18 protein-coding genes are annotated in these 23,678 nt (G+C 51.2%); 3 read left to right on the top strand and 15 right to left on the bottom strand.

Features of this window, described 5'->3' with window-relative positions; translation table 11 throughout:
- From D5270_RS14765 to D5270_RS14730, 8 genes are all read right to left on the bottom strand, one after another.
- Positions 1-4,262: hypothetical protein (locus tag D5270_RS14765; protein ID WP_166544807.1), on the bottom strand; the 4,262-nt coding region annotated here is incomplete at its 3' end.
- 225 nt (positions 4,263-4,487) lie between these two features.
- Entirely contained in the window at positions 4,488-5,912 is a 1,425-nt protein-coding gene (locus D5270_RS14760; protein WP_166544806.1) for a site-specific integrase, read from the bottom strand.
- Between the two features lie 190 nt (positions 5,913-6,102).
- On the bottom strand, positions 6,103-7,146 hold the full coding sequence (locus tag D5270_RS14755) for an ABC transporter substrate-binding protein (RefSeq protein ID WP_166544805.1): 1,044 nt from the start codon (positions 7,144-7,146) through the stop codon (positions 6,103-6,105).
- Between the two features lie 32 nt (positions 7,147-7,178).
- On the bottom strand, positions 7,179-8,627 hold the full coding sequence (locus D5270_RS14750; RefSeq protein ID WP_166544804.1) for a DUF4340 domain-containing protein: 1,449 nt from the start codon (positions 8,625-8,627) through the stop codon (positions 7,179-7,181).
- Between the two features lie 4 nt (positions 8,628-8,631).
- Entirely contained in the window at positions 8,632-10,245 is a 1,614-nt protein-coding gene (locus D5270_RS14745; protein WP_166544803.1) for a GldG family protein, read from the bottom strand.
- A 14-nt stretch (positions 10,246-10,259) separates the two neighbouring features.
- Entirely contained in the window at positions 10,260-10,967 is a 708-nt protein-coding gene (locus D5270_RS14740; RefSeq protein ID WP_166544802.1) for an ABC transporter permease, read from the bottom strand.
- A gap of 2 nt (positions 10,968-10,969) precedes the next feature.
- A complete protein-coding gene (locus D5270_RS14735; RefSeq protein WP_166544801.1) occupies positions 10,970-11,938 on the bottom strand; it encodes an ABC transporter ATP-binding protein in 969 nt (322 codons plus the stop codon).
- A 190-nt stretch (positions 11,939-12,128) separates the two neighbouring features.
- A complete protein-coding gene (locus D5270_RS14730; protein ID WP_166544800.1) occupies positions 12,129-12,620 on the bottom strand; it encodes a GNAT family N-acetyltransferase in 492 nt (163 codons plus the stop codon).
- A 193-nt stretch (positions 12,621-12,813) separates the two neighbouring features.
- Here D5270_RS14730 and D5270_RS14725 point away from each other — a divergent pair, with 193 nt between their 5' ends.
- Genes D5270_RS14725 through D5270_RS14715 form a run of 3 tightly spaced genes read left to right on the top strand, consistent with a single transcriptional unit; the run spans position 12,814 to position 15,323 of the window.
- Positions 12,814-14,100, top strand: coding sequence for a DUF1015 domain-containing protein (locus D5270_RS14725; RefSeq protein ID WP_166544799.1), 1,287 nt, complete (start codon positions 12,814-12,816; stop codon positions 14,098-14,100).
- 13 nt (positions 14,101-14,113) lie between these two features.
- The gene (locus D5270_RS14720; protein ID WP_166544798.1) at positions 14,114-14,662 is read left to right on the top strand and encodes an NUDIX domain-containing protein; all 549 of its coding nucleotides are present in this window, start codon (positions 14,114-14,116) and stop codon (positions 14,660-14,662) included.
- Positions 14,663-14,696: 34 nt separating this feature from the next.
- Positions 14,697-15,323 carry a hypothetical protein gene (locus tag D5270_RS14715; RefSeq protein ID WP_166544797.1) on the top strand — a complete coding sequence of 209 codons (627 nt, stop codon included), beginning with the start codon at positions 14,697-14,699 and terminating at the stop codon, positions 15,321-15,323.
- 58 nt (positions 15,324-15,381) lie between these two features.
- Here D5270_RS14715 and gyrA read toward each other — a convergent pair whose 3' ends face one another.
- The 7 genes from gyrA to dnaN form a co-directional block, all read right to left on the bottom strand.
- Entirely contained in the window at positions 15,382-17,880 is a 2,499-nt protein-coding gene (gene gyrA, locus D5270_RS14710) for a DNA gyrase subunit A (protein WP_243150392.1), read from the bottom strand.
- Between the two features lie 24 nt (positions 17,881-17,904).
- Positions 17,905-19,866: a DNA topoisomerase (ATP-hydrolyzing) subunit B gene (gene gyrB / locus D5270_RS14705; RefSeq protein WP_166544813.1), complete on the bottom strand. Its 1,962-nt coding sequence runs from the start codon at positions 19,864-19,866 to the stop codon at positions 17,905-17,907.
- Between the two features lie 131 nt (positions 19,867-19,997).
- Positions 19,998-20,897: a hypothetical protein gene (locus tag D5270_RS14700; protein ID WP_166544796.1), complete on the bottom strand. Its 900-nt coding sequence runs from the start codon at positions 20,895-20,897 to the stop codon at positions 19,998-20,000.
- 33 nt (positions 20,898-20,930) lie between these two features.
- Positions 20,931-21,191, bottom strand: a complete 261-nt coding sequence (gene remB, locus D5270_RS14695; protein ID WP_166544795.1) for an extracellular matrix regulator RemB — start codon at positions 21,189-21,191, stop codon at positions 20,931-20,933.
- A gap of 28 nt (positions 21,192-21,219) precedes the next feature.
- A complete protein-coding gene (gene recF, locus D5270_RS14690) occupies positions 21,220-22,344 on the bottom strand; it encodes a DNA replication/repair protein RecF (RefSeq protein WP_166544794.1) in 1,125 nt (374 codons plus the stop codon).
- Positions 22,335-22,550, bottom strand: coding sequence for an RNA-binding S4 domain-containing protein (locus D5270_RS14685; RefSeq protein ID WP_166544793.1), 216 nt, complete (start codon positions 22,548-22,550; stop codon positions 22,335-22,337). The genes recF and D5270_RS14685 overlap by 10 nt, the downstream gene beginning before the upstream one ends.
- Before the next feature lie 23 nt (positions 22,551-22,573).
- Positions 22,574-23,677: a DNA polymerase III subunit beta gene (gene dnaN, locus D5270_RS14680; protein WP_166544792.1), complete on the bottom strand. Its 1,104-nt coding sequence runs from the start codon at positions 23,675-23,677 to the stop codon at positions 22,574-22,576.
- Position 23,678: the final 1 nt, after the last annotated feature.

Raw genomic sequence — 23,678 nt, 5'->3', positions numbered from 1 at the left:
TCGGCGCGGGCGATTATCAGGGCGAAGTCCTGGCGGGCTATCTTGCCCTTGGGGTTGAACTTCCCTGCTGCACCTGTGCCGGACATCAGACCCATGTCTATGGCCTTCTTTACGTCCTCAAGATGGCCCGAGTAGACGTCGCTCAGGTCGTATTTGTCCGAGGGCTTCTCGTCGGGGCCGGGGCCGGGATTGTCGCTGCCGCCGTTGCCTGCGGTGAGGGTGTACTCCTTCTTGTCACCGTTCTCGGCTACGACCACAATCTTGATATCCTTGTTCAGGTCGTACTTCTTAACATTAGCCTCGTAGGGAGCGCCTGCCACAGACTCGATGGTGGCGGTGGGGGCAACAGTGATGTTCAGGGCGACCTTGCTCAGGTCAACACCTGTGGCGTTGCTCAGGTCTACGCTCCACACGCTCTCGTCCGCGGTCTTCACAGCAGGGGTCTCATCGACGCGGATGCTGACGATTTCGTTGGCCTTCTGAGCGTCCTGAATCTTCAGGCGCAGCCTGTAAATGTCTATCATGGACTGGCTCTCGTTGTACACGTGCAGCTCAGCCTCGCCTGTGACGATGGTGCCCCAGGTCTTGTCGCTGTACTTCACGCCGTTGCCGCAGCCGGTTATCTGCACCTCGTCACCGGTCAGCTCGTCGACAACCCAGAGCTCGTTGTCCTTCACGAAGAATATGGTGTCGTTGGTGAGCTTGATGTTGCGCATTTTCTGCTTATCCTTGTGGAGATACTCTTCACTAAGCTGGTCAGCGCTGGTAAAGGGCCCGTGGAGCGTATCCTGTGCGGCGTCAACCAGGATGGAGGTCTCAGCCATGCCGAACTTCAGCTTGAAGTCGTAGCGGCTGCTGTCGCGGTAGTTGCTCCAGTTGTAGCTGTAGGGCACGTTCACGTTCATGACCTTCTGATAGCGGCCGCCGCTGATGGTGGCGTCGTCAGAGGTAATGCCGGACAGGTTGTTGTCCTTTGCCCAGTTGTCCTTAACCGTGATGATATAGTACACGCGGGTGGAGTTCATGCCGGTCTTTCCGGCAGCTTCGTCCTTCTCGCTGTTGACGTACAGGATGTTGCCGTCCTCAACCGCAGCTATGCGGGGGGCGCCGTTAAACCAGGCCTCTGCCTGCTCGTCGTCTGAGATGGTAAATTTTTTACCGGTATTGCCAACCTTGGTCTGGTCGTCCATGACAAGGCTCAGCTCGCGGACAATGTTCTTCTCAGGCCAGATATTGACAGTATCAGGTGTATATTTAGTACTATTTACTGTCACAGTAGCGCCGGCAGAGAGCACCACCTGGTCAAGATAGATGTTTCTATCTTCAGCACCACTAGTTTTGTCAAGTTCGTTACCGAAGTCCTCAGGCACATGCACGGCAATATAGTAGGCATTGTCCGGGCCGCCGGGAACCTTCTTGGGCTCGTCAACCTTGTACTCGTTGTGCCCGCCGATGGCGCCGATGTAGGGAGCGTCATTTTTGGGGGAAACATTGTTCAGGCTGTTGAAGCTGCTGATGGTGCGTCCGCCATATACCAGGTCATTATCCAGGGCAGAGGTGGCGCGCTTTACAGTCAGCTCTGCTTCCTCGGACTTGGGCGGGTTCACGGAGGTCTGGCTGGCCTTCTTGAAGGTTACGCCGTAAGGGTAGGTATTGGCATGGCCGCTGGTATTGCGGTTGGTGACAGTCAGTACCAGCATGTCAGAGCTGCGGGGGGTATCGCTAACAACATTATACCCAGTACCAACGGACGCCTTGCGCAGCAGGTAATCCTCGTCCCAAAGCTCGCCAAGGGTGGTAACGCCATTCTCCAGCTCATCATAGCAGTCACCGTCCTCGGCATAGGCGCCGTCAGTAGTACCGCTGTCCTGGGGCCTCCAGGCGCTCGTGCCTACCTCGCTAGTTGTGGTCTTGGTAGCATTCCAGGTGCCGCCGGGAGTGATAACAGCGCCGGTCCTGCTGTTGCTGGAGGAGTTGCTGCCGTCGCCGGTCTTGGTCACCAGGTAGAAGTTATCGGTGATAACGTCGCTAAGCTTGCTATAGCCCTCAACGTCATTAAGAACTGCAGTCTTATAAGTGAGCACTTTACCATTTCCGTTAGTCAGGACGAAAGCATCACTACCAAAGATAGTTTTGAAGGCATCCGCGCTCATGCCGTTTTGTGCGGTTCCAGTATTTGTGTCATCCCATTTATCAGTCTCTTGCCAGAAGACGGTAACAGTTCCAACCCCGGTAAATGACAAGCTACCGGTTGCCGCCTCATACTTTCCAGTTCTTATGTCTTTCCATGTTGTTGAATCAGCAGAATATTGTAACTTCACATCAGTACCGTCGTGCATAAACCGGAAAGTAGTACCATCGGTAAGCACTCCGTGACCATTCCCACCCCAAGTGGTGAGAATATTATCAAAGAAATCTTTTCTGAAAGTAAATCTTTCAACGTAATTTGTACCGCCTGCCTCAAACTTTTTATCGATTACAAGGGCAGTATTGGACTCAACACCCTCAATTTTTTCGGCTCCAGCAGATATAGCGGGAACATCAATAATATCCCCATCCGGCAGAGCGAATTCGAAGACATCGCCGTTCCTGGTGGCCTCCTTGTAGGTGTCGCCGGGGTTGTAGGTCACGCCGTTGATTGTAATCTTGTTCTTTGCAACCAGGCTCACAGTCTTAATGCTGCGGGGGCCTGCGGAAACAGGCTGCAGCTTGATGGTGTACAGACGGCCCTGGTCGTTGCTGCCGGGAGTTGCGACACGGATTATGAAGGACTTCGCGCCGGCATCCACGTTGGCAATGTAGGGGGCGCTGGGATTCGGCTTGGAAATACGCTTTGCAGCTGTTGTCGTAACTTCGGACTTCCAGAAATCCGTGTTGCCGCTCTGGGCGGGGATGGACACGTCGGCCTCGCCGCTGGTGCGCACGGAAATACGGGAGGCGAGGTTTCCGGCACCTACGTTGGCGGCATAGTAAGCGCTGTCAACATAGTAGGTGATGGTATCGCCTAGGCCGCCCTCGTTGTAGACGGACTCATAGCCGTTGAGCTGGAACTCCACAAGCTTGGGGTCCTCGGGAGCGGGGTCGTCGTTTACGCTGCGGAGCTCGAGCTTGACATTTTTGAAGTAGGCAGGTGTCGCCGCATCATCGTCATAGTTTGCCTTAGTCTTGACGTTCAGGTAGGCCACATATACACCGTTGTCTTCTGCAAAGTCAATGGTGTTCTCATCGCTCTGGATGGGCTCGTCGCTATCATCATCGTAGGCGGCGGTCCAAGTGTCGCCGGAATCCTCAACACGCACTACGTTCTTTTCATGGCTGAAAGTCACATGGGCCTTGTATGTCGCACCAGTATCGTCAATCTTTTTGAACAGCTTCTCAATATCCTTGACGTAGGCGCTGTAAGTAGCGACCTTGCCTTGGGGGTCAAAGCTGCGCTCGGAGAGCACGACCTCGTCGGTGTGGTTTGTGCCGAAGTTCACGGCAACACTGTTAAGGCCGGCCTCCTGCACATAATGCACAGTGTATTCCTTGGTACGGCCTGTGACAGCGGTAACGGTGACCTTGCCGGTCAGTATGTCCGCGCCGGCTGCATACTTAACAGTAGCAAAGGCAGAGCTGGGGGAGAACACCCTGGACACGATTGAGCTGTCACCGGCGTCACCGCTGGTCTTGCCGAAGTTGTCCTCGTCAAAGCCTACCTCTTCGGCGGTCATGCCAAGGGGCAGGGTAATCTGGATTTCCTTGTTGTCGATAATCTCACCCTTGACAGCCTCAAACTCGTAATCGTCGCCGCCAGCGGTGAACTTCTGATTCACACGAACAGCCTGCAGGCTGGCGTCGTCGTTGGGTACAGTGACGTCAACGGTGATGCGCAGCTTGGTAGGATACTTGGTGTTGGTCTTGGTATCGGTGACCGTCAGGGTCAGCTCGTAGACATTGTCCTCCTTCTCCTCGGCCTCGGTCAAAAGGTCCAGGTTATCATAGGGGACCGTCTCAGTGATACCGCGGTAGGTGGTGATTTCCACCTTCCGGTCCGCCACCGGCGTCCACGAAATGGAGGCCAGGGTGGTATCCGACACTGTAACATCATACCTGTCGTTAGCAGCGTCGTAGACCGCGTTGCGGTTATTGACGGTGATGGTATCCGGGAACCCGAACGCCTCCGTCTCCTCCGCCAGAGCGTTCATGGGGACCAAAGCGACGACCATAAGAATGGCCAGAAGAGCCGCAAGTGGTCTCTTAAGGAACTTGCTTTTGTTCATGATTTCAACCCTCTTAAATTTTAGATTCTCGTACGGCTCTCTTTTGCCGCCGAGTGGAAGTTATTTATATACTCCCATTTTTGCAAAAAAATCCTATGATTTCGTATGCCAAAAGTGAATTAATTCAACTTTCGTTCAACTAATTCGACTTATTCCACCAAAATTCAACAATTTTTTCACATCAACGTATAAAAAATTTACCTTTCAAGGGAATTCAACATTTATTCAACTCTCTTCATCCTTCTCCGAGGCGGCATTTTTTGCACGGTTGATGATTTCCTCCATCCTGCCGCTTATCTGTTCCTCAGCCTGCTTCATAAGGTGGCCGTAGATGGTCGTGGTGGTAGCAACGCTGGAATGGCCCAGCCTGTGGCTGACGCTAATACTGTCAACTCCGCTGAAAAGCAGCAGGCTTGTCATTGTATGACGGAAGGCATGCGGATTGAGATGCGGCAGATTGTGACGCTTCTCAAAACGGGTAAGCCAGTTGCCCAGCTGGGATGGGTTCATGGGTCCCCCATGCTCTCCGGTAAACACATACGGCGATTCCTTCCATTTTGACCCCTGTATCATTATTTCCTCCTCCTGGCAGAGCTTATGTGCCCTAAGCAGTTCCATTGTCTCCTCAGGTATCACTAGCGTGCGTATAGAGTCTCTGGTCTTTGGCGGCCCCTCAAAAAGGCCCCTGTCCGCGGCATAGTGCATAGCGCAGTCTATCCTAATTGTCCTTCTCCCCCAATCTACCTTGTCCCATTTAAGCCCCAACAGCTCCCCTCTGCGGCACCCGGAAGCCAATAGTAAGTTCACCGCCGCCCGCCATTTTATTGGCTCATACTCCAGAGCCTTTAGTATTTCCCCCAGTTGGTCCTCCTGGAAATAGTTTGGGTCCGAGCCGTCATCCCGCTTTGGCAACACTGCTCTTCTGGCAGGGTTATACGGTATCAGCATTTCCTTCTCTGCCTGTCCAAGTACCGCCGACACCAGCAGGTGACAGTTCATCACTGTTCTTGAGCTCAGTGTCCGCTGACCATATACAGGTGTAAACAGCTCTCCTATAGGCATTCCCAGAGCGTCGGCTATTCGCTGGGCAGTAACCGGCTTCACCAGCTTCCCCTCCCGCAGCCGGGCCAGGCTTACCAGCCCGCCGCCTTTAGCCGGCAGGTCCCCGATTACTCCCTGCTCCTCTAAAGTCTTCCACAGCACAGGCTTCACCTGCTCCATGCGGTTGTCATTCCTGGCTTCTGGCGATGACAATGCCTGATACAGTAAATTCAGGTGCTGGGGCTTGATATCGCAAAGCTTCATTGGCCCCAAAACCGGCAGCACCCTTTTCAGGCTTTGGCGGTAGTGAATCTCTGTTAAATGCTTCATACCCATGGTAGTTTTGCAGGTCATAACATATTCCGCATACTCCGAAAAGGTCTGCCTTCCGCCGGAGAATATATCCTGCCTGCATTGCCGCTCAAACAGCACCGCCTGCTTCTCCGCTTCCTTTCTGGCCCTTTTTTCGCCCCAGCCCTCCGGTACCCGCCATGTATGGGAGTAGGGTGTCAGCTGCTTTCCGGACTTTGGGTCCCGCCCCCTATATACCCGGATGCTATACGAAATCACCTGACCTTCCTTGTTTTTTCTCGCCTGTATATTCGCCATACTCAAAATCCTTTCCTGCAAGCCGGCTGGAGCAGCCCGCTGCAATATATTTCTATCAATGATACCAATCTTTGGTAGGCGGTGTCTATAAGCTGCTCTATATAGTGTAGGTTTCAGACGGAGAAAGTTTTTAACACAAAAAAACCGCAGGCAAAACGCCTACGGTTTTTTGTAAGAATTATTCTGTTGCTTACTCCTGTTTCTGTGCCTGGATATAGTTGGCTGTTTCCATTACCTCCTCAGGGAACCTCAGCCCCAGCGCGTTCATAGCCTCCTGGTTCACACTGACCCGTCCCTGTGGGTAAAAATACACTGCCAGTTCCTGTACACTCTTACCCGCCACCAGCTGCACCGCCATATCCGCGGTCTTATTACCGGCGTCAGTATAATCGATATTTATACTGGCTGTAGCGCCCATAGCCACCAGGTCCTCGCTGGCAGTATACCAGGGCTTACCCGCGTCCCTCGCGGCCTTAGCGGCTTCCTGACCGGCGGCAGCCACCGTGCTGTCCATTGGTGTGAATACCGCCTCCGCCTGCCCGCAGAGCTCCTGCATAGCCGCCGCAACCTGGTCTTTGCCGGAAACCTCTTTCTCCACAAGAGTTATCCCAAGCTCTGAACAATGGGTCCTAAGTGCCTCCACATAATCTGTGCCAAACGGGCAGGCAGGGTCATAGAGCAGGCCCACTGTCTGTATAGTACCTTTTGCCTGCAGCGCCAGCTCCATAGTGGGCCGGGCCGTTATCATGTCCGCGACACCTGTGACATTGCCGCCAGGGTTTACCGGGTCCTCAATGCCCAAGTCGTCATGGGGGTTATTTATCCCCATAAATACCACCTTGGTATCGCTCCCCTCACAGGCCTTTGCAGCAGCCTCAGCTGCCGGGGCGGAAATAGCTACCACAACATCCTTCTTGTCCTGGGCAAACTTCTTACAGATTTCCTCCAGCTTCGCCGCGTCTCCCCCAGCGTTCTGGTAGTCAACCTGCAGTCTATTGTCCCCATAGCCCCACTCCTCCAGGCGGTTCATAAAGGCGGCTCTTGCCTCATCGTAGGGGGCATAGTCCATATACTGTACCAGCCCCACCTGGTGCGGCCCGCTCAGCTGCGGCTCCGGCGTATGGGAAATGTTTGAGGATTCCGAAGACGAGTTGTTCTCCTCCTTTTTCGCACAGCCGACCAGAGCTCCCGCCGCAAGCAGCAGTACAAGCACTAAACACAATAACTTTTTCATAAGCACACTCCCTTTCAAGCCATACCGCGGTCTTATGGCACCATTTCAATCATGGCGTCCAAGTCAGTCCCGCGCACCTGGCCATTGTACTTTCCGTCCAGCACAGCAGCATACCGGCTCATGCCCGGTATCTCATAGTACTCCACGGTATTTGTGCCGCCGTTGAAATACTCATACTCAATCTTCACCGCCGGCTCGCCGCTGTATTCAGCCGCCTCCACTGTGAACACCGCCACGCCTATCATCTTCTGATAGAATGGCTGATATACTTCATAGTCTATTGAGCTGCCACCGGCATCGATTATCTTGGTGATGTCATACTCCGTGCTGGTGTCAGTGGACTTCTCCTCGTTCTTTTCTCTGGTTATCTCATAGGTCTTTACCTGGTCCCCGTCTAGGATAACGGTAAGCTTCTTCACATCCTTAATATTTGCTATCCAAACATAGCTCATGCGAAGGTCCATAAGCCCGGCGTCGGCCCAGTTTGTAACGGCACTATTCTCCACCTGATATACAATATTATTGCCGTCAGCAATCATATACCGCATTCCGTCGCTGTCCTTAGCGCTGACGCTAACCTCATGCTCAACCCCATTGAGAGAGAAGCTGATACTCGCGTCCGGCTCAGAAAGTCCGTACTGCTCAAGCTTTTCATCAGTTACACCAGCGTCTACCACCGAAGAGGCTGAAAGGCTCTTCAAGGATGTCATAAGCTCAGTAAACTTCGTGTTCCCTGTCTCAGCCGTGATGGGTTCGGTAATGCCGTAGCCGCTAAGATATTTCGAACTGGGCTTGACGCTTATCTGCTCGGGGAAGTGCCCGCCGCTGAGGGTCATATAGTCCAGCCTGTCCTCTACAACGCTTTCAGTGGACTCGCCTTCATCGTCAACCGTCACCTCAGTCATGTCAGGCACCGTATATACCGCTGTATAGAAATAGCTGAACTTACTCTCCAGGAATGAGCCCGGCACCCCGGCGACTATATAGACCTGACCGTCCTTCAGAACATACCTGCCATTGGTCTCCGGCGATAAATCCCCCAGCACCAGCTGGTCACTGCTGCCGTCCTTATAGTTCATCGTGAGCTTTGCCCCGCCGCTTCCAAGGCCAAAAGCGTCCAGGTTTTCCTGGCTGCCCAACTCCTTTGAAGCCTCGAATCCCAATACAGTGCGTACATTTGCCGCAACCTGTGAGGTGTTAAAGTCAAAGTCCTCATACCCCTGCAGAGTGAATCCCAGGCTGGAATCCTCTGTTTTGGGTATTATCGTATATTCGTCCTCGCTGTTTTTTATCTCCACGGACTCGACATCCGTGTCCTCCCTGTCAAACAAGGCAGCCCGCTCCACAGCCTCCGAACTGCTGGAGCCTGAGCTCTCGTCCCCACTGTCCTCTGTGGGCAGCTTCATAAGCAGCAGCACCGCTCCGCCCAGGACTATGAGGACTACCAGCAGGATAATAATATTCCGTGCGGTTCTTTTCATTAGCTTACAAATGCCTCCTCTTCAGGAAGATTCCCAGCCCCAGCACGAGCACAAGCACCGGCAGCGCAATGGTAAACACACCCAGCCCCAGCATCATAATAGTGTTCTGTGAGGCTGTCACGTCCATTGTGTTGGTCTGCACATTCTTGGTCATTATAGATACAGAGCTCCCGTCAGTATCGGTCGCCCGCTTCATCAAATCAGAGAGATACTCTGCGTTGTCAAAAGCTGTCTCCATGAAGCTGTCGGAGAAGATATGCGAAGAGCCAAACACCATAACACTGCGGTAGTAGAACTCGTTGCCAAACTGTGTTATTGTAGAGGACAGTGTAGCAACAGTCTGCTTGGAGGTTTCAGGATTCTCCATCTCCTCCTGTGAGGTGTTCTCGGTCACTACATACGCACCCTCAGAGGTGGTCCATAGCTCCTCAACGCCAACGTCGCCGTTGCCGGTGAAGAGAACCTCCAGAGGCACGCTAAGTGGCGATACCAGACGTTTATACGTCTTTTCCTTCATGGAATTGCCTACGGAGTCAACCATCACGCACTGTGGGTTTGTAAGGGCGTACCGGCTGGCGTCACTCTCAGCCACAACGGAGCCCATTCCCACAGAGACGCCCCACTCCTCCAAAAATGCGGTTAAATTAGGCAGCTTTCCCTGACCGGGATAGAAACTCACCAGCACGGATACAGACTCCTGCCTCTCCTGGTCTGAAAGCAAGTCCCAAAGCTTCTGTATCTCCTCAGTGGTATAGTCGGTGGAGGGTGTCGCTATCATCAGCAGCTGGGTGTCCTCTGGAATCTCCTCAGTGAGCATATCTATCTGCCTAACATCAAAATTCTGCTTCTCCATCATTTCAATAAACGCATTCATGCTGTCAACGGCCAGCATTTCATCATGGCCGGTGGCTATAGTCAGTATTGGCATTTTTTCAAGGTTTACAACCTCAATAGCCCCCGCCAGAGCGCTGTCCACATTGGAGAACATGTCAGTGGCCCCTGTATTCTGGTTTTGGGACATAGAGAACATATCGTCCACTGTGAGCACCTTATAGCGCTTTTCAGTCTTTATCAGCACTCTGCCGGTAGTAAGGTTTTCGCCGGAATAGCTGCTGATAAAATCAGGGTTGGTATCAGGGTCAATAAACTGTACGTGTATCTTTGAGTTCACTTCCTCCAGCCGCTTTGCAAGGTTCATAACCTGGCTGTACTTCAGTCCGTAGCCGGAGTATATGGCGTCATTTTCATAGGCCTCTTCCTTGCCTATCAGATAGATATCAGTATCCTGCTGGATACCCCTGGCTATCTCTGTTGCCTGCTCCGAAAGGGTATTCATCTTCTGGGCAGTAAGGTCAATGCTCATTGAGGGGAAACGCTCCGAGAGCACCGACACCAGCAGGTTTACCACGACCACAACGGCTATAAACACCACAGTAAGCACCGTCGCCATGCCGCCGCGCTTGAATTTATTTCCCTTAAATAACGACGTCTTCTTTTCAGGCTTCGGCCCGAGCTCAGGCTTTTTCTCTGGGGACGGCTCCTGTACGGCGCCCTCTTCAATCTCGGACACCTCTTCTATCTCCTCCTGGTTTTCCAGGCTCTGCTTATTCTCGTCCATTCTTTTCTACCTCCTTAGCTCCACCGCCGGCTCTCAAGCCTGCGGGCGGTGAGAAAGACAAATATAGCCATAACGCTTAGGAAAAATACAGTACTGGCTATGCTGAACAGTCCCTGGGTAAATGTGCTGTAGCGGTTGCTGAAGGATACCCAGCTCACCACAGCAGCTACAGCCGCGTTATTTATAGAAGCTGCCAGGGAATCCACATACATCAGGAAAACCGACACTGCAAAGGTGCCGATGGCGGCGATTATCTGGCTTATAGTCAGGCTTGAGATAAATACGCCTATAGATATCATCGCGCCGCCGTAGAGAAGTGTGCCAAGGTAGTTGCCGATTATCTCTCCCCAGCTTGGGGTGGCGAAGAAGTTCATTGCCATAGCCGGCAAAAGGCCCAATGTAGACGCAATGAAGAATACGAAGAAGCAGGCCAAAAACTTTCCAAGCACTATAGACGTTACCCCTACCGGAGCTGTCAGCAATATCTGGTCGGTCTTATTCTTCTGGTCGTCGGTCATGCTCTTCATGGTAATAACCGGTATTACCAGCATTGAGAAATTGAACATGGAGCCGTATACATAGCTGGATATATAAACCGAAGAGCCCCTTGCCATTACCATAAAGTAGAACAGTCCGTAGAGTGCCATCAAAATTGCAACACATACATAGCCTATAGGTGAATTGAAGTAGGAGCGTATCTCCCTTTTAAATATTGCAGTCATTATCAGTCCTCTCCTTTCCCGTCGCCCGTATCAGATGAAGCGTCCGTGCTGGTAAGCTGCAGGAACAGGTCCTCAAGTGTCAGGTCTGTGTTCCTAAGCGCCAGAATAGGCCAGCCATTGCGGGCCATAAGGGCGAATAAGTCCCTGCGTATATCAATATCCGGCGCAGACTCTACGCTGAATTCATAGGCCCCCTGCTCCTTCTCCCCAAGGGAGTACACATCCATAACATGCTCCATGGCCTCGATAGCGTGCAGTATCTCACGCTCAGGCCCCTCAGCACACATAATAAGCCTATGGTCCTGGGACAGGTCATGGGCTAAAGTATCCGTAGCGCCGTCGGCCACCAGCTTGCCGTTGTTTATAACTATAATACGCTCACAGACCGCCTGAACCTCCGGCAGGATATGGGAGCTCAGTATAACCGTATGGTTTCTCCCCAGATTCTTTATAAGGGTGCGTATCTCAATTATCTGCTTTGGGTCAAGTCCCACAGTGGGCTCGTCCAGAATAAGCACCGGCGGATTTCCTATAAGCGCCTGGGCAATGCCTACACGCTGCTTATAGCCCTTTGACAGGTTTCCCACCAGCCTGTTATACACGTTGTCAATTTTCACAAGCCTGCATATCTCCTCGATATGCTCCTTTCTGGGCTGCTCGGCCTTTTTCAGCTCATAGACGAAGTTTAGGTATTCCTTCACCGTCATGTCCAGATACAGCGGTGGCTGCTCCGGGAGATAGCCAATCATCCGTTTAACCTCGTTGGGGTCGTCCAGTGTGTTCTTCCCCGAAACCGTCACACTGCCTTCTGTGGCGGAGAGATAGCCGGTGATAATGTTCATAGTGGTGGATTTCCCTGCGCCGTTGGGACCAAGGAAGCCCACAATAGAGCCCTCCTCAATCGAAAAGCTCACATGGTCCACCGCCAGATTCGCGCCATAGCGCTTTGTCAGGTTCCTGACCTCTACCATTTCCGTGATTCCTCCTGTTTGTATGTCTTTCTATTTATAATACTTTAGTATTATTATATAGCAGTTTGCTGCCATTTTAGAGCCGGTCTTTATAGTATGGCAAAATATTGTTGATTTGTCAAGGGTATGGGGGATTTTAAACGAAACTGTAACCCTTATGAAATATCTATATCTCGTTAATAGGCTTCCCTCATTTGAAGTTCTCCCAAAGCCTTTTGCAGCTTCCCCTATAAAGGAAGCTGCTGCCGCTCCTATTTTCTCCCACGCACTCAAGCCCTAGCCGCTCAAGTATACCCTGGGACTTCAGATTGTCTTTATTGGAATATGCCTCCACATAGGAAATATCCCCCGGTATCTTATCCTCAAGCCATCTATATAACTCCCGGAACATTCCATTTCCCTGATACTGGGGTTTAATTTGTATCTCCTCCATCATAAACACACCGCCGCCAGTATCATACTGGAAGTATCCGGCGAGCTCACCGTCACAGCGCATTAGCACTATCTGCCGCCGCTCCTCTCTGACTGCCGTGACCATATACTCCTGCCATACCGTGAAATCCTCCTCAAATGTCCCGCCCGTCGGAGCTATCAGGCTCATATTGCCGTGAAGAACTTTGAACAGTTCCGGGAGGGCGCTGTTGATTTTTTCTCTGTTCAGAAACTCAAATTCAAATACCATTCTTCATCCCTCCATAAAATATTAGCCAATACTGTCATTCAAAAAACTTAGTTTCCGGGACAGTATACCACATAATTGTGAAAATTACGTGAAGACAGGGTGATTCTTGTTGACGCGGAGCCAACTTGAGTTTACAATATACCTTAACAGCATGAGATAAGTTAAACGAAAAACTATGAAGGAGGAGACAATTATGGCTGACATTAAAGCCTTCCGCGCCCTGCGGTACGACCTCTCCAAAGCGGGAGACATCGGAGAACTTACCTGCGCCCCATATGACATTATCAGCGAGGACCAGCGCCAGGATTATTTAAAGCGCAATCCATATAACATCGTCCGTTTGGAGCTGCCAAAAGGTGACGACCCATATACTCAGGCTGGAGAAACACTTCGCAGCTGGATTGAAAATGGGATACTAAAGCTGGACATGGACCCAGGGCTCTATATTTATGAAATGGAGTTTCTCACAAAAGTGGATAGTGGGGAGGCAAAAAAGCTTCGCACCCTAATATGTAGGGTACGCCTTGAGGAGTTTGCTGCCGGAGTGGTGCTGCCGCATGAGGAAACTCTCAGTAATGCCAAACAGGACCGCTTTGACCTGATGTGCGCCACAAACTGCAATTTTAGCCAGATTTATTCTTTGTACCAGGACCCTGAGCATGTGACCCGCAGAAGGATTGACAACCTTGCTTCCTGTTCTGCCCCGCGCTATGAGTTTTCCGACGGACTCGTTACACACCGGTTATGGGTAGTGAATGACCCGGCAGCCATTGAAGCTATACAAGAGGACTTTGCCGGACGTAAGTTATATATTGCCGACGGTCACCATCGCTATGAAACTGCCCTCAACTACCGCAGATATCTGCAGCAGCAGGGGACTGACTGCAATGGCGCAGATTTTGTGATGATGACACTAGCCGATATGTCCGATGATGGGCTGGTGGTATTCCCAACCCACAGGCTGGTACGCGGACTTGAGAATTTTGACAGCGCTAGTCTTATTGAATCCTGTAAGGAGTGGTTTGACCCGAGCACCGCCTCAGACCTATGCAGTGCACAGGACGCATTGGATTCCGCTTATGAGGAAAACCTACACGCTTTTGCATATTTTGATGGGGAAAACTGGCAGATACTCACTTTAAAAGACTCATCTATACTTGAGGATTTTCTTCCTGAAAAAAGCGCCGCCTACCGGGAGCTTGATGTGAGCATTCTGCACACACTTATTCTAGAAAAACTTCTCGGCATAGACAAGGAAAATATGGCTGCACAGATAAATCTGACCTACACACGCTCTGCTGAAGAGGCCGTACAATCTGTCATACACGGCGAGAGCAACTGCTGCTTCCTGCTAAACTCCACCAGAGTTGAGGAAATATGCTCTGTTGCTGCCTGCGGTGAAAAAATGCCGCAGAAATCCACCTATTTCTATCCTAAGCTCATTACAGGCCTTGTGATGAATGACCTATCTCAAAACTAAGGGAGGCGTCAAAATGAAGCTTTACGAAAAGACCATAAATGTGCAGCCTATATACGATGGCCGTATAATACATGCGCATGTAGACGATGTTGAGCTGGAAAACGGCTCCTTATCAAAGCGCGAGGTAGTAGACCATCCAGGCGGAGTCAGCGTTGCAGCGCTCACCGAGGATAACGAGCTGATATTTGTGCGCCAGTTCCGCTATCCCTATAAAAAAGTGCTCTTAGAGCTTCCTGCCGGTAAACTTGAACCCGGTGAGGACCCTTTCGAGGCCATGAAGCGCGAGCAGCTGGAAGAAACCGGCACCCGCGGCGAAAACTATATATCTTTGGGCGAGGTATATCCGACACCAGGATATTGCAGCGAGATAATCCGCCTCTGGGCATGCAGGATAGTAGGCGGTCAGCAGGGGCTCCATCTGGATGAAGACGAGTTCCTAGATACAGAGCGTATACCATTGGATAGGGCTGTAGAGATGGTGTGTGCCAATGAAATTCCAGATGCAAAGACCCAAATAGGCATATTAAAGACCGCTTTTTTGGTAAAAAACGGCCTGATTTAGTGAAAAAAGATACTTTTTTGAAAGGAAATTGCTCATGAAAAATACCAGATTTACTGCCTTTTTTCTGGCCGGAGCCCTTATGCTCCTGCCTGCTTTATTCTCAGGATGTGGTGGAATTAAGGAGCCTGCGCCACCGTCCTCCAGCTCATCCATAGCTGAACCCAGTGAAAATCCTCCTGATGAGCCCTCATCTCAGCCAGAGAGTGAAATAACCGCCTCCCAAGAGCCTGAACCCACCGAGGAGCCTACTCAAATGGCAGATTTTGAGGAGGTCTTCGCGGAAAATCCCATTGATACAAAACTCGCTGATGACTTGAGCGCAGCCTCGTCAAGCAAAGCAATATTCAAAGCTTACGAGACTGCGGGAAAATACTGGAAAGAAATGATTCCTCTGGCATACAATGCGGCAAAGGAAGTTGTTGGAGATGAAGACCGTGCTCAGTTAGAACAGGACCAGCAGAACTGGAAAGATACTATAGACGACATTGTAAGCTCCATACAGGAGGAAAATGAAGACAGCAGCGATGGTAAGATAACCTCTGCCAGGTTGATTGAGGAGAGATATCGTGAAACAGCCAAGTCTCTCTGTGAGATAATTTTCGCCGAGACTGGGGAGCTTCCTGACTTTTCTCCAGCTATGTCTGATACTCCTAAAGGTTGATTTTCGGCATGAAAAAATTGTCCTCTGATTTACTCAGAGGACAATTTTATTTTATCTTTTACTGTTCTTGTTCGCTCTCCGATTCAGTTTCTGGCTCATCGGATTCCTCCGGCGGGGCGCTGGCAAGGGTTACTATTTTCTCGCCCTCCTGCACCCGCATAACGCGCACACCCTTACTGGGCCTTGCACACTGGCGTATTTCCCCGGCAGAGATACGAATAACTATCCCATCGCTGGATATCATGATTATATCCTCCTCAGGGAATACTATCTTTACGCCTGCTACATCTCCGAACTTATCAACGTGATAGTTTTTCAGGCCCTTGCCGCCGCGCTTCTGCACCCGGTAGTCTTCAATGGGGGAGAGCCGCCCAAAGCCTGTCTCTGTCACGGTCAGTACCATGCCGCCGTTCCGCAGCTGGTCCATGCCAACTATTGCGTCGCCCTCTTCCAGGCGCATGACCTTCACGCCCCTGGCTGCACGGCCCATGGCCCTTATATCTGTCTCGCTCATACAAAGGGTCATACCCTTCCTGGTGGAGAATATGAGCTCCCCACTGCCGTCAGTCACCAGCACGTGGGCCAGGTAGTCACCTTCGTCCAGGTCAACTGCGATTAGGCCGGCCTTGCGCACATTGTTAAATGCCGAAAGCTTCGTGCGCTTCACAACACCCCTTCTGGTCACCATTACCAGGAATTTATCGTCGTCCATATCAGAAAGCCTCAGCACGGAGGTTATATTTTCGTCTCCCTGTAACGGCAGCATATTCCGTATGTGCATACCCTTGCTGGTCCTTGAGCCCTCCGGCACCTCATAGCATTTTACTCTGTACATACGTCCCATATCCGAGAAGAACAGCACATAGTCATGGCTTCCGGTTACAAAGATATGGCTGGCAGCATCCTCTTCACGGCGGCTCATGGCGGAGATACCCCTCCCGCCCCGTTTCTGGGTGCGGTAATTTTCCATCTTCTGCCGTTTTACATAGCCATATCTTGTGAGAGTCAGTACACATTCCTCAACTGGTATTAGGTCCTCTATATCGACCTCTCCGCTGACTGCAGCTATCTCAGTGCGCCGCTCGTCTCCGAAGCGCTTCTTTATGTCTATTGCCTCATCCTTTATAATTGCCAGCCGCCTGGGCTCACTGCTGAGAATGTCCAGAAGGTCAGCTATTTTCTCCCTAAGTTCCTTCAGCTCCTCCTCAACCTTAGACCTCTCAAGGCCTGTCAGCTGTCCAAGGCGCATCTGCACAATAGCCTGTGCCTGCGGGTCATCCAGCTCAAAGCGCTCCATCAGGGCCGCCTTGCCCTCCGGGATAGACTTTGCCGCCCGCAGCATAGCCACTACCTCGTCGATAAAATCCAAGGCTATCATAAGCCCTTCAAGAATGTGGGCACGGTCCTGGGCCTTTTTCAAATCAAATTGGGTACGACGGGTTATTACCTCAAGCTGGAACTCAATATATTTTCTTAGGATTTTTGGCAGATTTAAAATCTCCGGCCTGCCGTCCACAAGGGCCAGCATGATAACGCCGAAGGATATCTGCATTTGAGTCAAGGAAAACAGATGGTTTAATACTATCTGCGGCGAAGCGTCACGTCTTACGTCAATGACAATGCGCATACCCTCGCGGTCTGAGTGGTCGTCAATATTAGTGATGCCCTCAATACGCTTGTCCTTTACCAAATCTGCGATACTCTTAATGAGCTCGGCTTTATTTACCTTATAGGGTATTTCTGTTACAATTATTTTAGAGCGTCCGGACTTCTCGTCCTCCTCTATCTCTGTTCTGGAGCGCACGACCACTTTGCCGCGCCCAGTTGCATAAGCTGCCCGCACACCGCTGCGGCCCATGATTATGCCGCCGGTGGGAAAATCCGGGCCTTTGATATGCTCCATGAGCTCATCCAAAGTTGCCTCGGGGTTGTCTATCATGCAGCAGACTCCATCCAGCACCTCGTTGATATTGTGCGGAGGCACATTGGTAGCCATACCCACCGCTATGCCCATAGAACCGTTTACCAGAAGGTTTGGGAAGTGGCTGGGGAGAACAGTGGGCTCTTTCAAACGGTCGTCGTAGTTTGGCTGGAAATCCACCGTATCCTTATTTATATCGTCCAGCATGGCTACAGAGAGCTTTGTCATTCTGGCCTCTGTATATCGTGGCGCGGCAGGCGGGTCTCCGTCTACGGAGCCAAAGTTGCCATGGCCGTCCACCAGCATATATCTCAGGGAAAAATCCTGAGCCAGACGCACCATGGCATCGTACACAGAGGCGTCGCCGTGTGGATGGAAGGAGGCAAGGGTTTTACCTACGGTATCCATACACTTACGGTATGCGCCGTCAGGCCATAGCGAATCCTGATACATTTGGTACAATATACGCCGGTGTACTGGCTTTAAACCGTCACGTACATCCGGCAGGGCGCGCTGGACGATGACCGACATGGAGTAGTCTAGGAATGACTGCTCCATCTCCTCCGACAGCGCTACATCTATAACGCGCCCTTCAGGCTTTTCGGGCGGCATGTTTGTATTATCAAAATCAGGCATTTATTTTTCTCCTCGCTTCTGCGTTTAAACGTCCCAATTAGCCTTTTGAGCATTCTCTACGATAAACTCCCGGCGCGGCTCAACCTTGTCGCCCATCAGCACAGTGAATACCTCGTCTGCCTTTGCGGCATCATCTACCTCTACCCGGCGCATAATGCGCACTGCCGGGTCCATCGTTGTCTCCCACAGCTGAATCGGGTCCATTTCGCCAAGGCCCTTATAGCGCTGGATAGGGCAGTTGCCGCCCAATTCAGCCAGTATCCTGTCACGCTCGGGGTCTGAGTAGGCGTAGTAATGCTTCTTGCTTTTAGTAATACGGTATAGTGGGGGCTGGGCAAGATACACATGCCCCTGCTCCACCAGAGGGCGCATGAAGCGGAAGAAGAAGGTAAGCAGTAGGGTGCGGATATGGCTGCCGTCCACATCGGCGTCAGCCATGATTATAACCTTGCCGTATCTCAGTTTATCGATGTCAAAATCCTCTCCTATGCCAGTGCCCAGAGCCGTTACTACAGGCATAAGCTTCTCGTTGGAATATACCTTATCAAGCCTGGCCTTCTCCACATTGAGCATTTTGCCCCAGAGGGGTAGGATAGCTTGGAACTTTCTGTCTCGCCCGCCCTTCGCGGAACCTCCTGCGGAGTCGCCCTCCACAATGTATATTTCTGTCTCCTCCGGGTCCCTTGACTGGCAGTCAGCCAGCTTTCCCGGAAGTGAGTTATTCTCCAGTGCAGTTTTGCGCCTTGCCAGCTCCCTGGCTTTTCTTGCGGCCTCCCTGGCCCGCGAAGCTGTCAGGGCCTTGTCAAAGATTGCTCTGGCAGTTGCAGGATTTTCTTCCATATACTCCAGCATGTACTTATACACAATGGAGCTTACAAGGCCTGATATTTCAGTATTGCCAAGCTTCGCCTTAGTCTGGCCTTCAAACTGGGCCTCCTTCAGCTTAACACTTATAACGCAGGTAAGGCCCTCCCGTACATCGTCGCCGCTTAGGTTTTTGTCGTTTTCCTTGAGTATATTGTACTTTCTGGCATAGTCGTTCATCACCCTGGTCAATGCCCGCCTGAAACCCTCCTCATGAGTGCCGCCGTCCACAGTGCGGATGTCGTTGGCAAAGGAGAGCATAAGCTCATTATAGCTGTCGGTGTACTGCATGGCTATCTCCGCTGTTGCATTATTGTCATCAGCTACCGCTGAGAAGTGCATAATATCGGAATGTATAACCTCTACTGCCTTCTTTTTGTTGAGATAATCCACAAACTCCCTAATGCCGCCCTTATAGCAATAGCTGTTTATTATCGGACGCTCAAAGCTCTGCTCCTCAGGTATGCGCTCTTCAGGGTCGCGCTCGTCTATGAGCTCTATCTCAAGGCCTGCATTCAAAAAGGCCTGCTCTCTCAGCCTTTCCTGCAAGGTTTTATAGCTATATACAGTAGTCTCCTTGAATATTTCCGGGTCCGCCTGGAAGCATATCACCGAGCCGTTGCTGCTGCCCTCAGGAGCAGGACCTTTTTCAATTAGGTCAGTAACTGCCTTGCCACGTTCGAAACGCTGATAATAGCGCTCACCATCACTGACTATCTCAACCTCAAGCCATGTTGACAGGGCGTTTACGACCGAGGCTCCAACTCCGTGCAGGCCGCCGGATACCTTATAGCTTCCACCTCCGAATTTACCTCCGGCGTGAAGTATTGTAAAAACCACCGTGACCGCGGGCAAACCGGTCTGGTGCTGTATGCCTACCGGTATGCCACGCCCGTTGTCTGAGACATATATAACATTCCCTGGCAAGAGCTTTACCACAATTTTGGTACAGACTCCTGCCAGAGCCTCGTCTATGGCATTGTCAACTATCTCATATACCAGATGGTGCAGTCCCCTTGGACCTGTAGAGCCGATGTACATGCCCGGGCGCTTACGCACAGCCTCCAGGCCCTCCAGCACCTGTATCTGGTCGCTATTATATATTTCATCAGTTTTTGTCATATCTGTCATTTCGTTGATGTCCAAAAGCAATAGCCCTCCAACCCAATTATCCTGTGTTCTCTGTCAGATTCTGCCGTATTTAATATCTTATATTATAGCATATTTTCAAGGATTTGTAAAGCCTGCAGGAATCACTGCCCGCCGCCGTTTGTGGTATGGTTTTGTCCCTGGGGCTTATGCTGTGAATATCCCTGAATTTGCCTGCTGCCCATATATGCCCCACCCTGGGCCGGGGTACCAGTCCCAGCCCTGTGAGGCTGCTGCGTCTGGCCTGAAACCGGACGCTGACGTACCTGCTGCTGATTATAAGCAGCACCCTGCTGTACTCTTGGCTGGGCTGTACGCGGAGCAGCTGTCCTAGGCTGCTGTACCCTGTCCGCCTGTGGTCTTGGCCGGGGCGCTTGGTTTGCTGGCTGGGCGGGCCTTGCCGCCCTCTGCTGCTGTGGCCGGGCAGAAGGCCTGGGTGAGATGGGGCGCTGGCTCTGCTGGGTGTTCTCCACAGCAGCCTGGAGCTTTGCCCTGCTGAAAGCCGCCTGGTTTACCACGCCGTGACGCTGTTCAGCAGCAGACGCCTCCGGGCCCGGCCTATGGCTGCTGCGTGGCACAAAGTCATCTTCCTCGCTGTATCCGCGCCGGGCGTCAGGGTTTGATACTGCTCCGGCGCTGCTGTTTACAGCCGAGCGTATACGGCGCTTTTTCTCATATTCCTCCTTTGAAACCTTCTTTATTACCGGTTTCTCAAGATACACCATAAAGAGGCTGAACAGGAAAAATGCCGCAAATGGAATGAATACATATATTGCGGTATCAATGGTAATATCATCCAGCACAAACTTGTGAAAAAAGTACATGGCCCCTCCCGCAAATATTGCCAGCATTGCCATGACATATATCAGCGGCGACAGGAAAATATTCGAGATACCCCCGCACCTGGGGCATTGGTATTCACCCTGCCGCTTCAGCGACCAGGTCCTTATCAGGTTTACTCTCTTTTTGCAGTACGGGCAGGTAGGCACCCCGAAATAACGCATATTTTCTCACCCTTTCAAGTTTACATCCATGTTTTATCCAACAGTATCTTCCCTGACCCTGCGCAGCAAAGTTGCAGGTGACATCTGGGAAAGATATATTTTTTCAATTCCATCATTTTCACAGACTATAAAAGATTTTGGCAGTTCATAGGTCACATCTATTACCCGGCCTTCCCGCTGAGCCCTGCCAAGATAATCTCTTGTATGCTTTGAGACTGTAGTGTTGTCCAGGTCGAAAACCCCAAGTATGCGGTCAGTCATAACAATTGTATCTTGCCCCAAATGCAGGTACATTAGTAAAAATCTTCCTTTCAGCGGCAGACTAAAACTCTTCCGGGTATACAGCGCCGCCGTCAACATGAAAGCGCATTCCATTTTCCTGTAATTCTACCGTCTCAGGACTGCAGCAGGTGATAAATACCTGCTGGCCCTGTAAATGATTCAGCAGGTAATCCTGCCTCTGGCGGTCGAGCTCGCTCATTACATCGTCAAGAAGCACTATGGGAGACTCTCCTGAAAATTCCGTGAGTATCTGGGCCTCCGCCAGCTTCATAGCCAAAACAGCACTGCGCTGCTGCCCCTGTGAGCCATAGGAACGTGCGGATACTCCGTCTATTTCTATGTCAAGGTCGTCCCTATGTGGCCCGACTGATGTGAAGCCGGAGCGTATGTCAGACGCTGATGTCCTTGAGAGCTCCTGCATAAACAGTTCCTCTATCTCACCCACCGTACTGCCGCCCTTTACAGAAGGACAGTACCGTACCTCCAGCCTCTCGCGTCCCCGGGCTATGCCATCGTAGATTCCGGATATTTTAGGGGCTACGCTTTCAGTAAAGCTTTGGCGCTCCTGTACTACCTGGGCCCCAAGCCTCGCAAGCCTTGCGTTCCATACAGACAGTGTATCGGCAGGCTGGGAGGGCCTCTCCCTTTTTTCCTTCAACAGGGCGTTTCTCTGCATTAAAGCCCGGCGGTATGCTGTGAGTACCGACGCATAGGAAGGCTTTAGCTGGCAGAGAGCGGTGTCAAGGTAATTCCTTCTGCGGGTTGGCCCCTCCTTTACCAGAAGCAGATGCTCGGGGGAGAATATCACAGCCCGCACTTTTCCCACAAGAGCTGTACCGGTATCTTTTTTTACTCCGTTTATCTCTGCGGAACGCCTCCCGTTCTCTATTTGAAGCATGGCGCTTTGCTCACGCTCGGCGCTGTAAAAATCCAGCGCCAGGGCAGTCCCCATCAGGTTTTTCCCTGTTTCCGGGTCTATTCTCGGCAGTTCAGTATCCTTAGCTCCCCTGAAGGAATGACCGCCGGTAAACAGCCACATACCTTCAAGCAGATTCGTCTTTCCCTGCGCATTGTCTCCGTATATTACATTTACTTCCTCACAGGGGAATATTTCCTCTTCCTCCAGGTTCCTGAAATCCCTGGCGGCAAACCGGATTACATACATTTCTCTACCTTAAACCCCCGTCCGGCCACCTGGATACTGTCTCCAGGACGTATCTTTTTCCCCCGCATAGTACAAAGCTCTCCGTTTACCTGTACATGGCCATCCTGTACAGCTGCCTTGGCCTGTCCCCCTGTTACTACCACTCCACAGAGCTTCAGCAGAGCGTCCAGCTTAATATACTCCGTTTCTATCCGTATCTCCTCCATGGGGACCTCCTTGATAAATATTATCAGTCGTTTTTAAGCCTTACCGGCAGCACCAGGAACAGGAAGCTTTCGCCCTCCTTTGGCCCGATGGTCATAGGATTGAGCGGACCGCTAAGCCCTACCTTTATCTCGTCGCACTCAGTATTTCTAAGGGCATCCAGCAGATAACGGTTATTAAAGCCTATCTCAGTCTCCTCACCATCTATCTGAGCAGATATCTGGTCGCTGGCCCTGCCCATTGAGGTGGTACAGAAAAGCTTTATCTCATTCTTTGACAATACACAGCGTATCGGGCTCTTTATTCTGTCGTTTATCAGCAGTGATACACGCTCAACGCTCTCTATCGCATCCCTTGAGCGCATAATAACTTTTGTCCTGCTGGTAGTAGGTATGGTAGCCTTATAGTTCAGGAAGTCACCCTCAAGCAAGCTTGATATCACAATATAGTTGTCAATTTTAAACATAATATGGCGTTTTCCTGCGTACAGGTCAACCGGGTCCTCTGTATCTTTAAGCAGCCTGAGGACTTCGCTCAATGTCTTTCCAGGCACGACAAAGGATAGTTTATTTTTAAATTCAATAGCTTCTGTACGCTTTGCAAGACGGTACCCGTCGACGGCAACTACATCCAGAAGGCCTCCATCCATGCTGAACAGGCTGCCCTGGTGTATTGGCTTTGCGTCGCTTTCAGCTACTGCAAACACAGTCTGGCGTATCATACTCTTTAGTACGCTGCTGGTAAGGCGTATATCCTCCCCGTCTTCCACCTTTGGCAACTCGGGAAATTCCTCAGCCGGTATGCCAACGATAGTAAACCGGCTGACTCCGCTCTCAATGGTGGCTATATTTTTCTCGTCAACATCCAAGGAGATAGTGTCACCTGGGGTTTTGCGAACTATATCCGTAAAGAGCTTTGCACTGAGCACAGCTCTGCCAGGTTCATTTACCTTTGCCGATATCGTAGTTGTCATGCCAAGCTCAAGGTCATAGGCACACAGCTCTAACTTGTCCTCATCTGCTTTTAAGAGTATACCTTCCAGTGCCGGTACGGAGGTCTTTGAGGATACGACCCGCTGCATGTTTGATACAGCTTCAGTCATGTCGCTTCTGTTTACGGTTATTTTCATT

It is taken from the genome of Acutalibacter sp. 1XD8-36, from assembly GCF_009917525.1.
Taxonomy (GTDB): domain Bacteria; phylum Bacillota; class Clostridia; order Oscillospirales; family Acutalibacteraceae; genus Acutalibacter.
This window is presented reverse-complemented; position numbering and strand designations above follow the sequence as displayed.

Excerpts from the sequence above, each read along its gene's own strand:
- gyrA (WP_243150392.1), bottom strand. The coding sequence starts at position 17,880 with ATGCCTGATTTTGATAATACAAACATGCCGCCCGAAAAGCCTGAAGGG.
- D5270_RS14755 (WP_166544805.1), bottom strand. The coding sequence starts at position 7,146 with ATGAAAAAGTTATTGTGTTTAGTGCTTGTACTGCTGCTTGCGGCGGGA.
- gyrB (WP_166544813.1), bottom strand. The coding sequence starts at position 19,866 with ATGACAAAAACTGATGAAATATATAATAGCGACCAGATACAGGTGCTG.
- remB (WP_166544795.1), bottom strand. The coding sequence starts at position 21,191 with ATGTACCTGCATTTGGGGCAAGATACAATTGTTATGACTGACCGCATA.
- D5270_RS14685 (WP_166544793.1), bottom strand. The coding sequence starts at position 22,550 with ATGGAGGAGATACGGATAGAAACGGAGTATATTAAGCTGGACGCTCTG.
- D5270_RS14715 (WP_166544797.1), top strand. The coding sequence starts at position 14,697 with ATGAAAAATACCAGATTTACTGCCTTTTTTCTGGCCGGAGCCCTTATG.
- D5270_RS14740 (WP_166544802.1), bottom strand. The coding sequence starts at position 10,967 with ATGACTGCAATATTTAAAAGGGAGATACGCTCCTACTTCAATTCACCT.
- D5270_RS14720 (WP_166544798.1), top strand. The coding sequence starts at position 14,114 with ATGAAGCTTTACGAAAAGACCATAAATGTGCAGCCTATATACGATGGC.
- D5270_RS14750 (WP_166544804.1), bottom strand. The coding sequence starts at position 8,627 with ATGAAAAGAACCGCACGGAATATTATTATCCTGCTGGTAGTCCTCATA.
- dnaN (WP_166544792.1), bottom strand. The coding sequence starts at position 23,677 with ATGAAAATAACCGTAAACAGAAGCGACATGACTGAAGCTGTATCAAAC.
- D5270_RS14730 (WP_166544800.1), bottom strand. The coding sequence starts at position 12,620 with ATGGTATTTGAATTTGAGTTTCTGAACAGAGAAAAAATCAACAGCGCC.
- D5270_RS14700 (WP_166544796.1), bottom strand. The coding sequence starts at position 20,897 with ATGCGTTATTTCGGGGTGCCTACCTGCCCGTACTGCAAAAAGAGAGTA.
- D5270_RS14725 (WP_166544799.1), top strand. The coding sequence starts at position 12,814 with ATGGCTGACATTAAAGCCTTCCGCGCCCTGCGGTACGACCTCTCCAAA.
- D5270_RS14745 (WP_166544803.1), bottom strand. The coding sequence starts at position 10,245 with ATGGACGAGAATAAGCAGAGCCTGGAAAACCAGGAGGAGATAGAAGAG.
- D5270_RS14760 (WP_166544806.1), bottom strand. The coding sequence starts at position 5,912 with ATGGCGAATATACAGGCGAGAAAAAACAAGGAAGGTCAGGTGATTTCG.
- D5270_RS14735 (WP_166544801.1), bottom strand. The coding sequence starts at position 11,938 with ATGGTAGAGGTCAGGAACCTGACAAAGCGCTATGGCGCGAATCTGGCG.
- recF (WP_166544794.1), bottom strand. The coding sequence starts at position 22,344 with ATGTATGTAATCCGGTTTGCCGCCAGGGATTTCAGGAACCTGGAGGAA.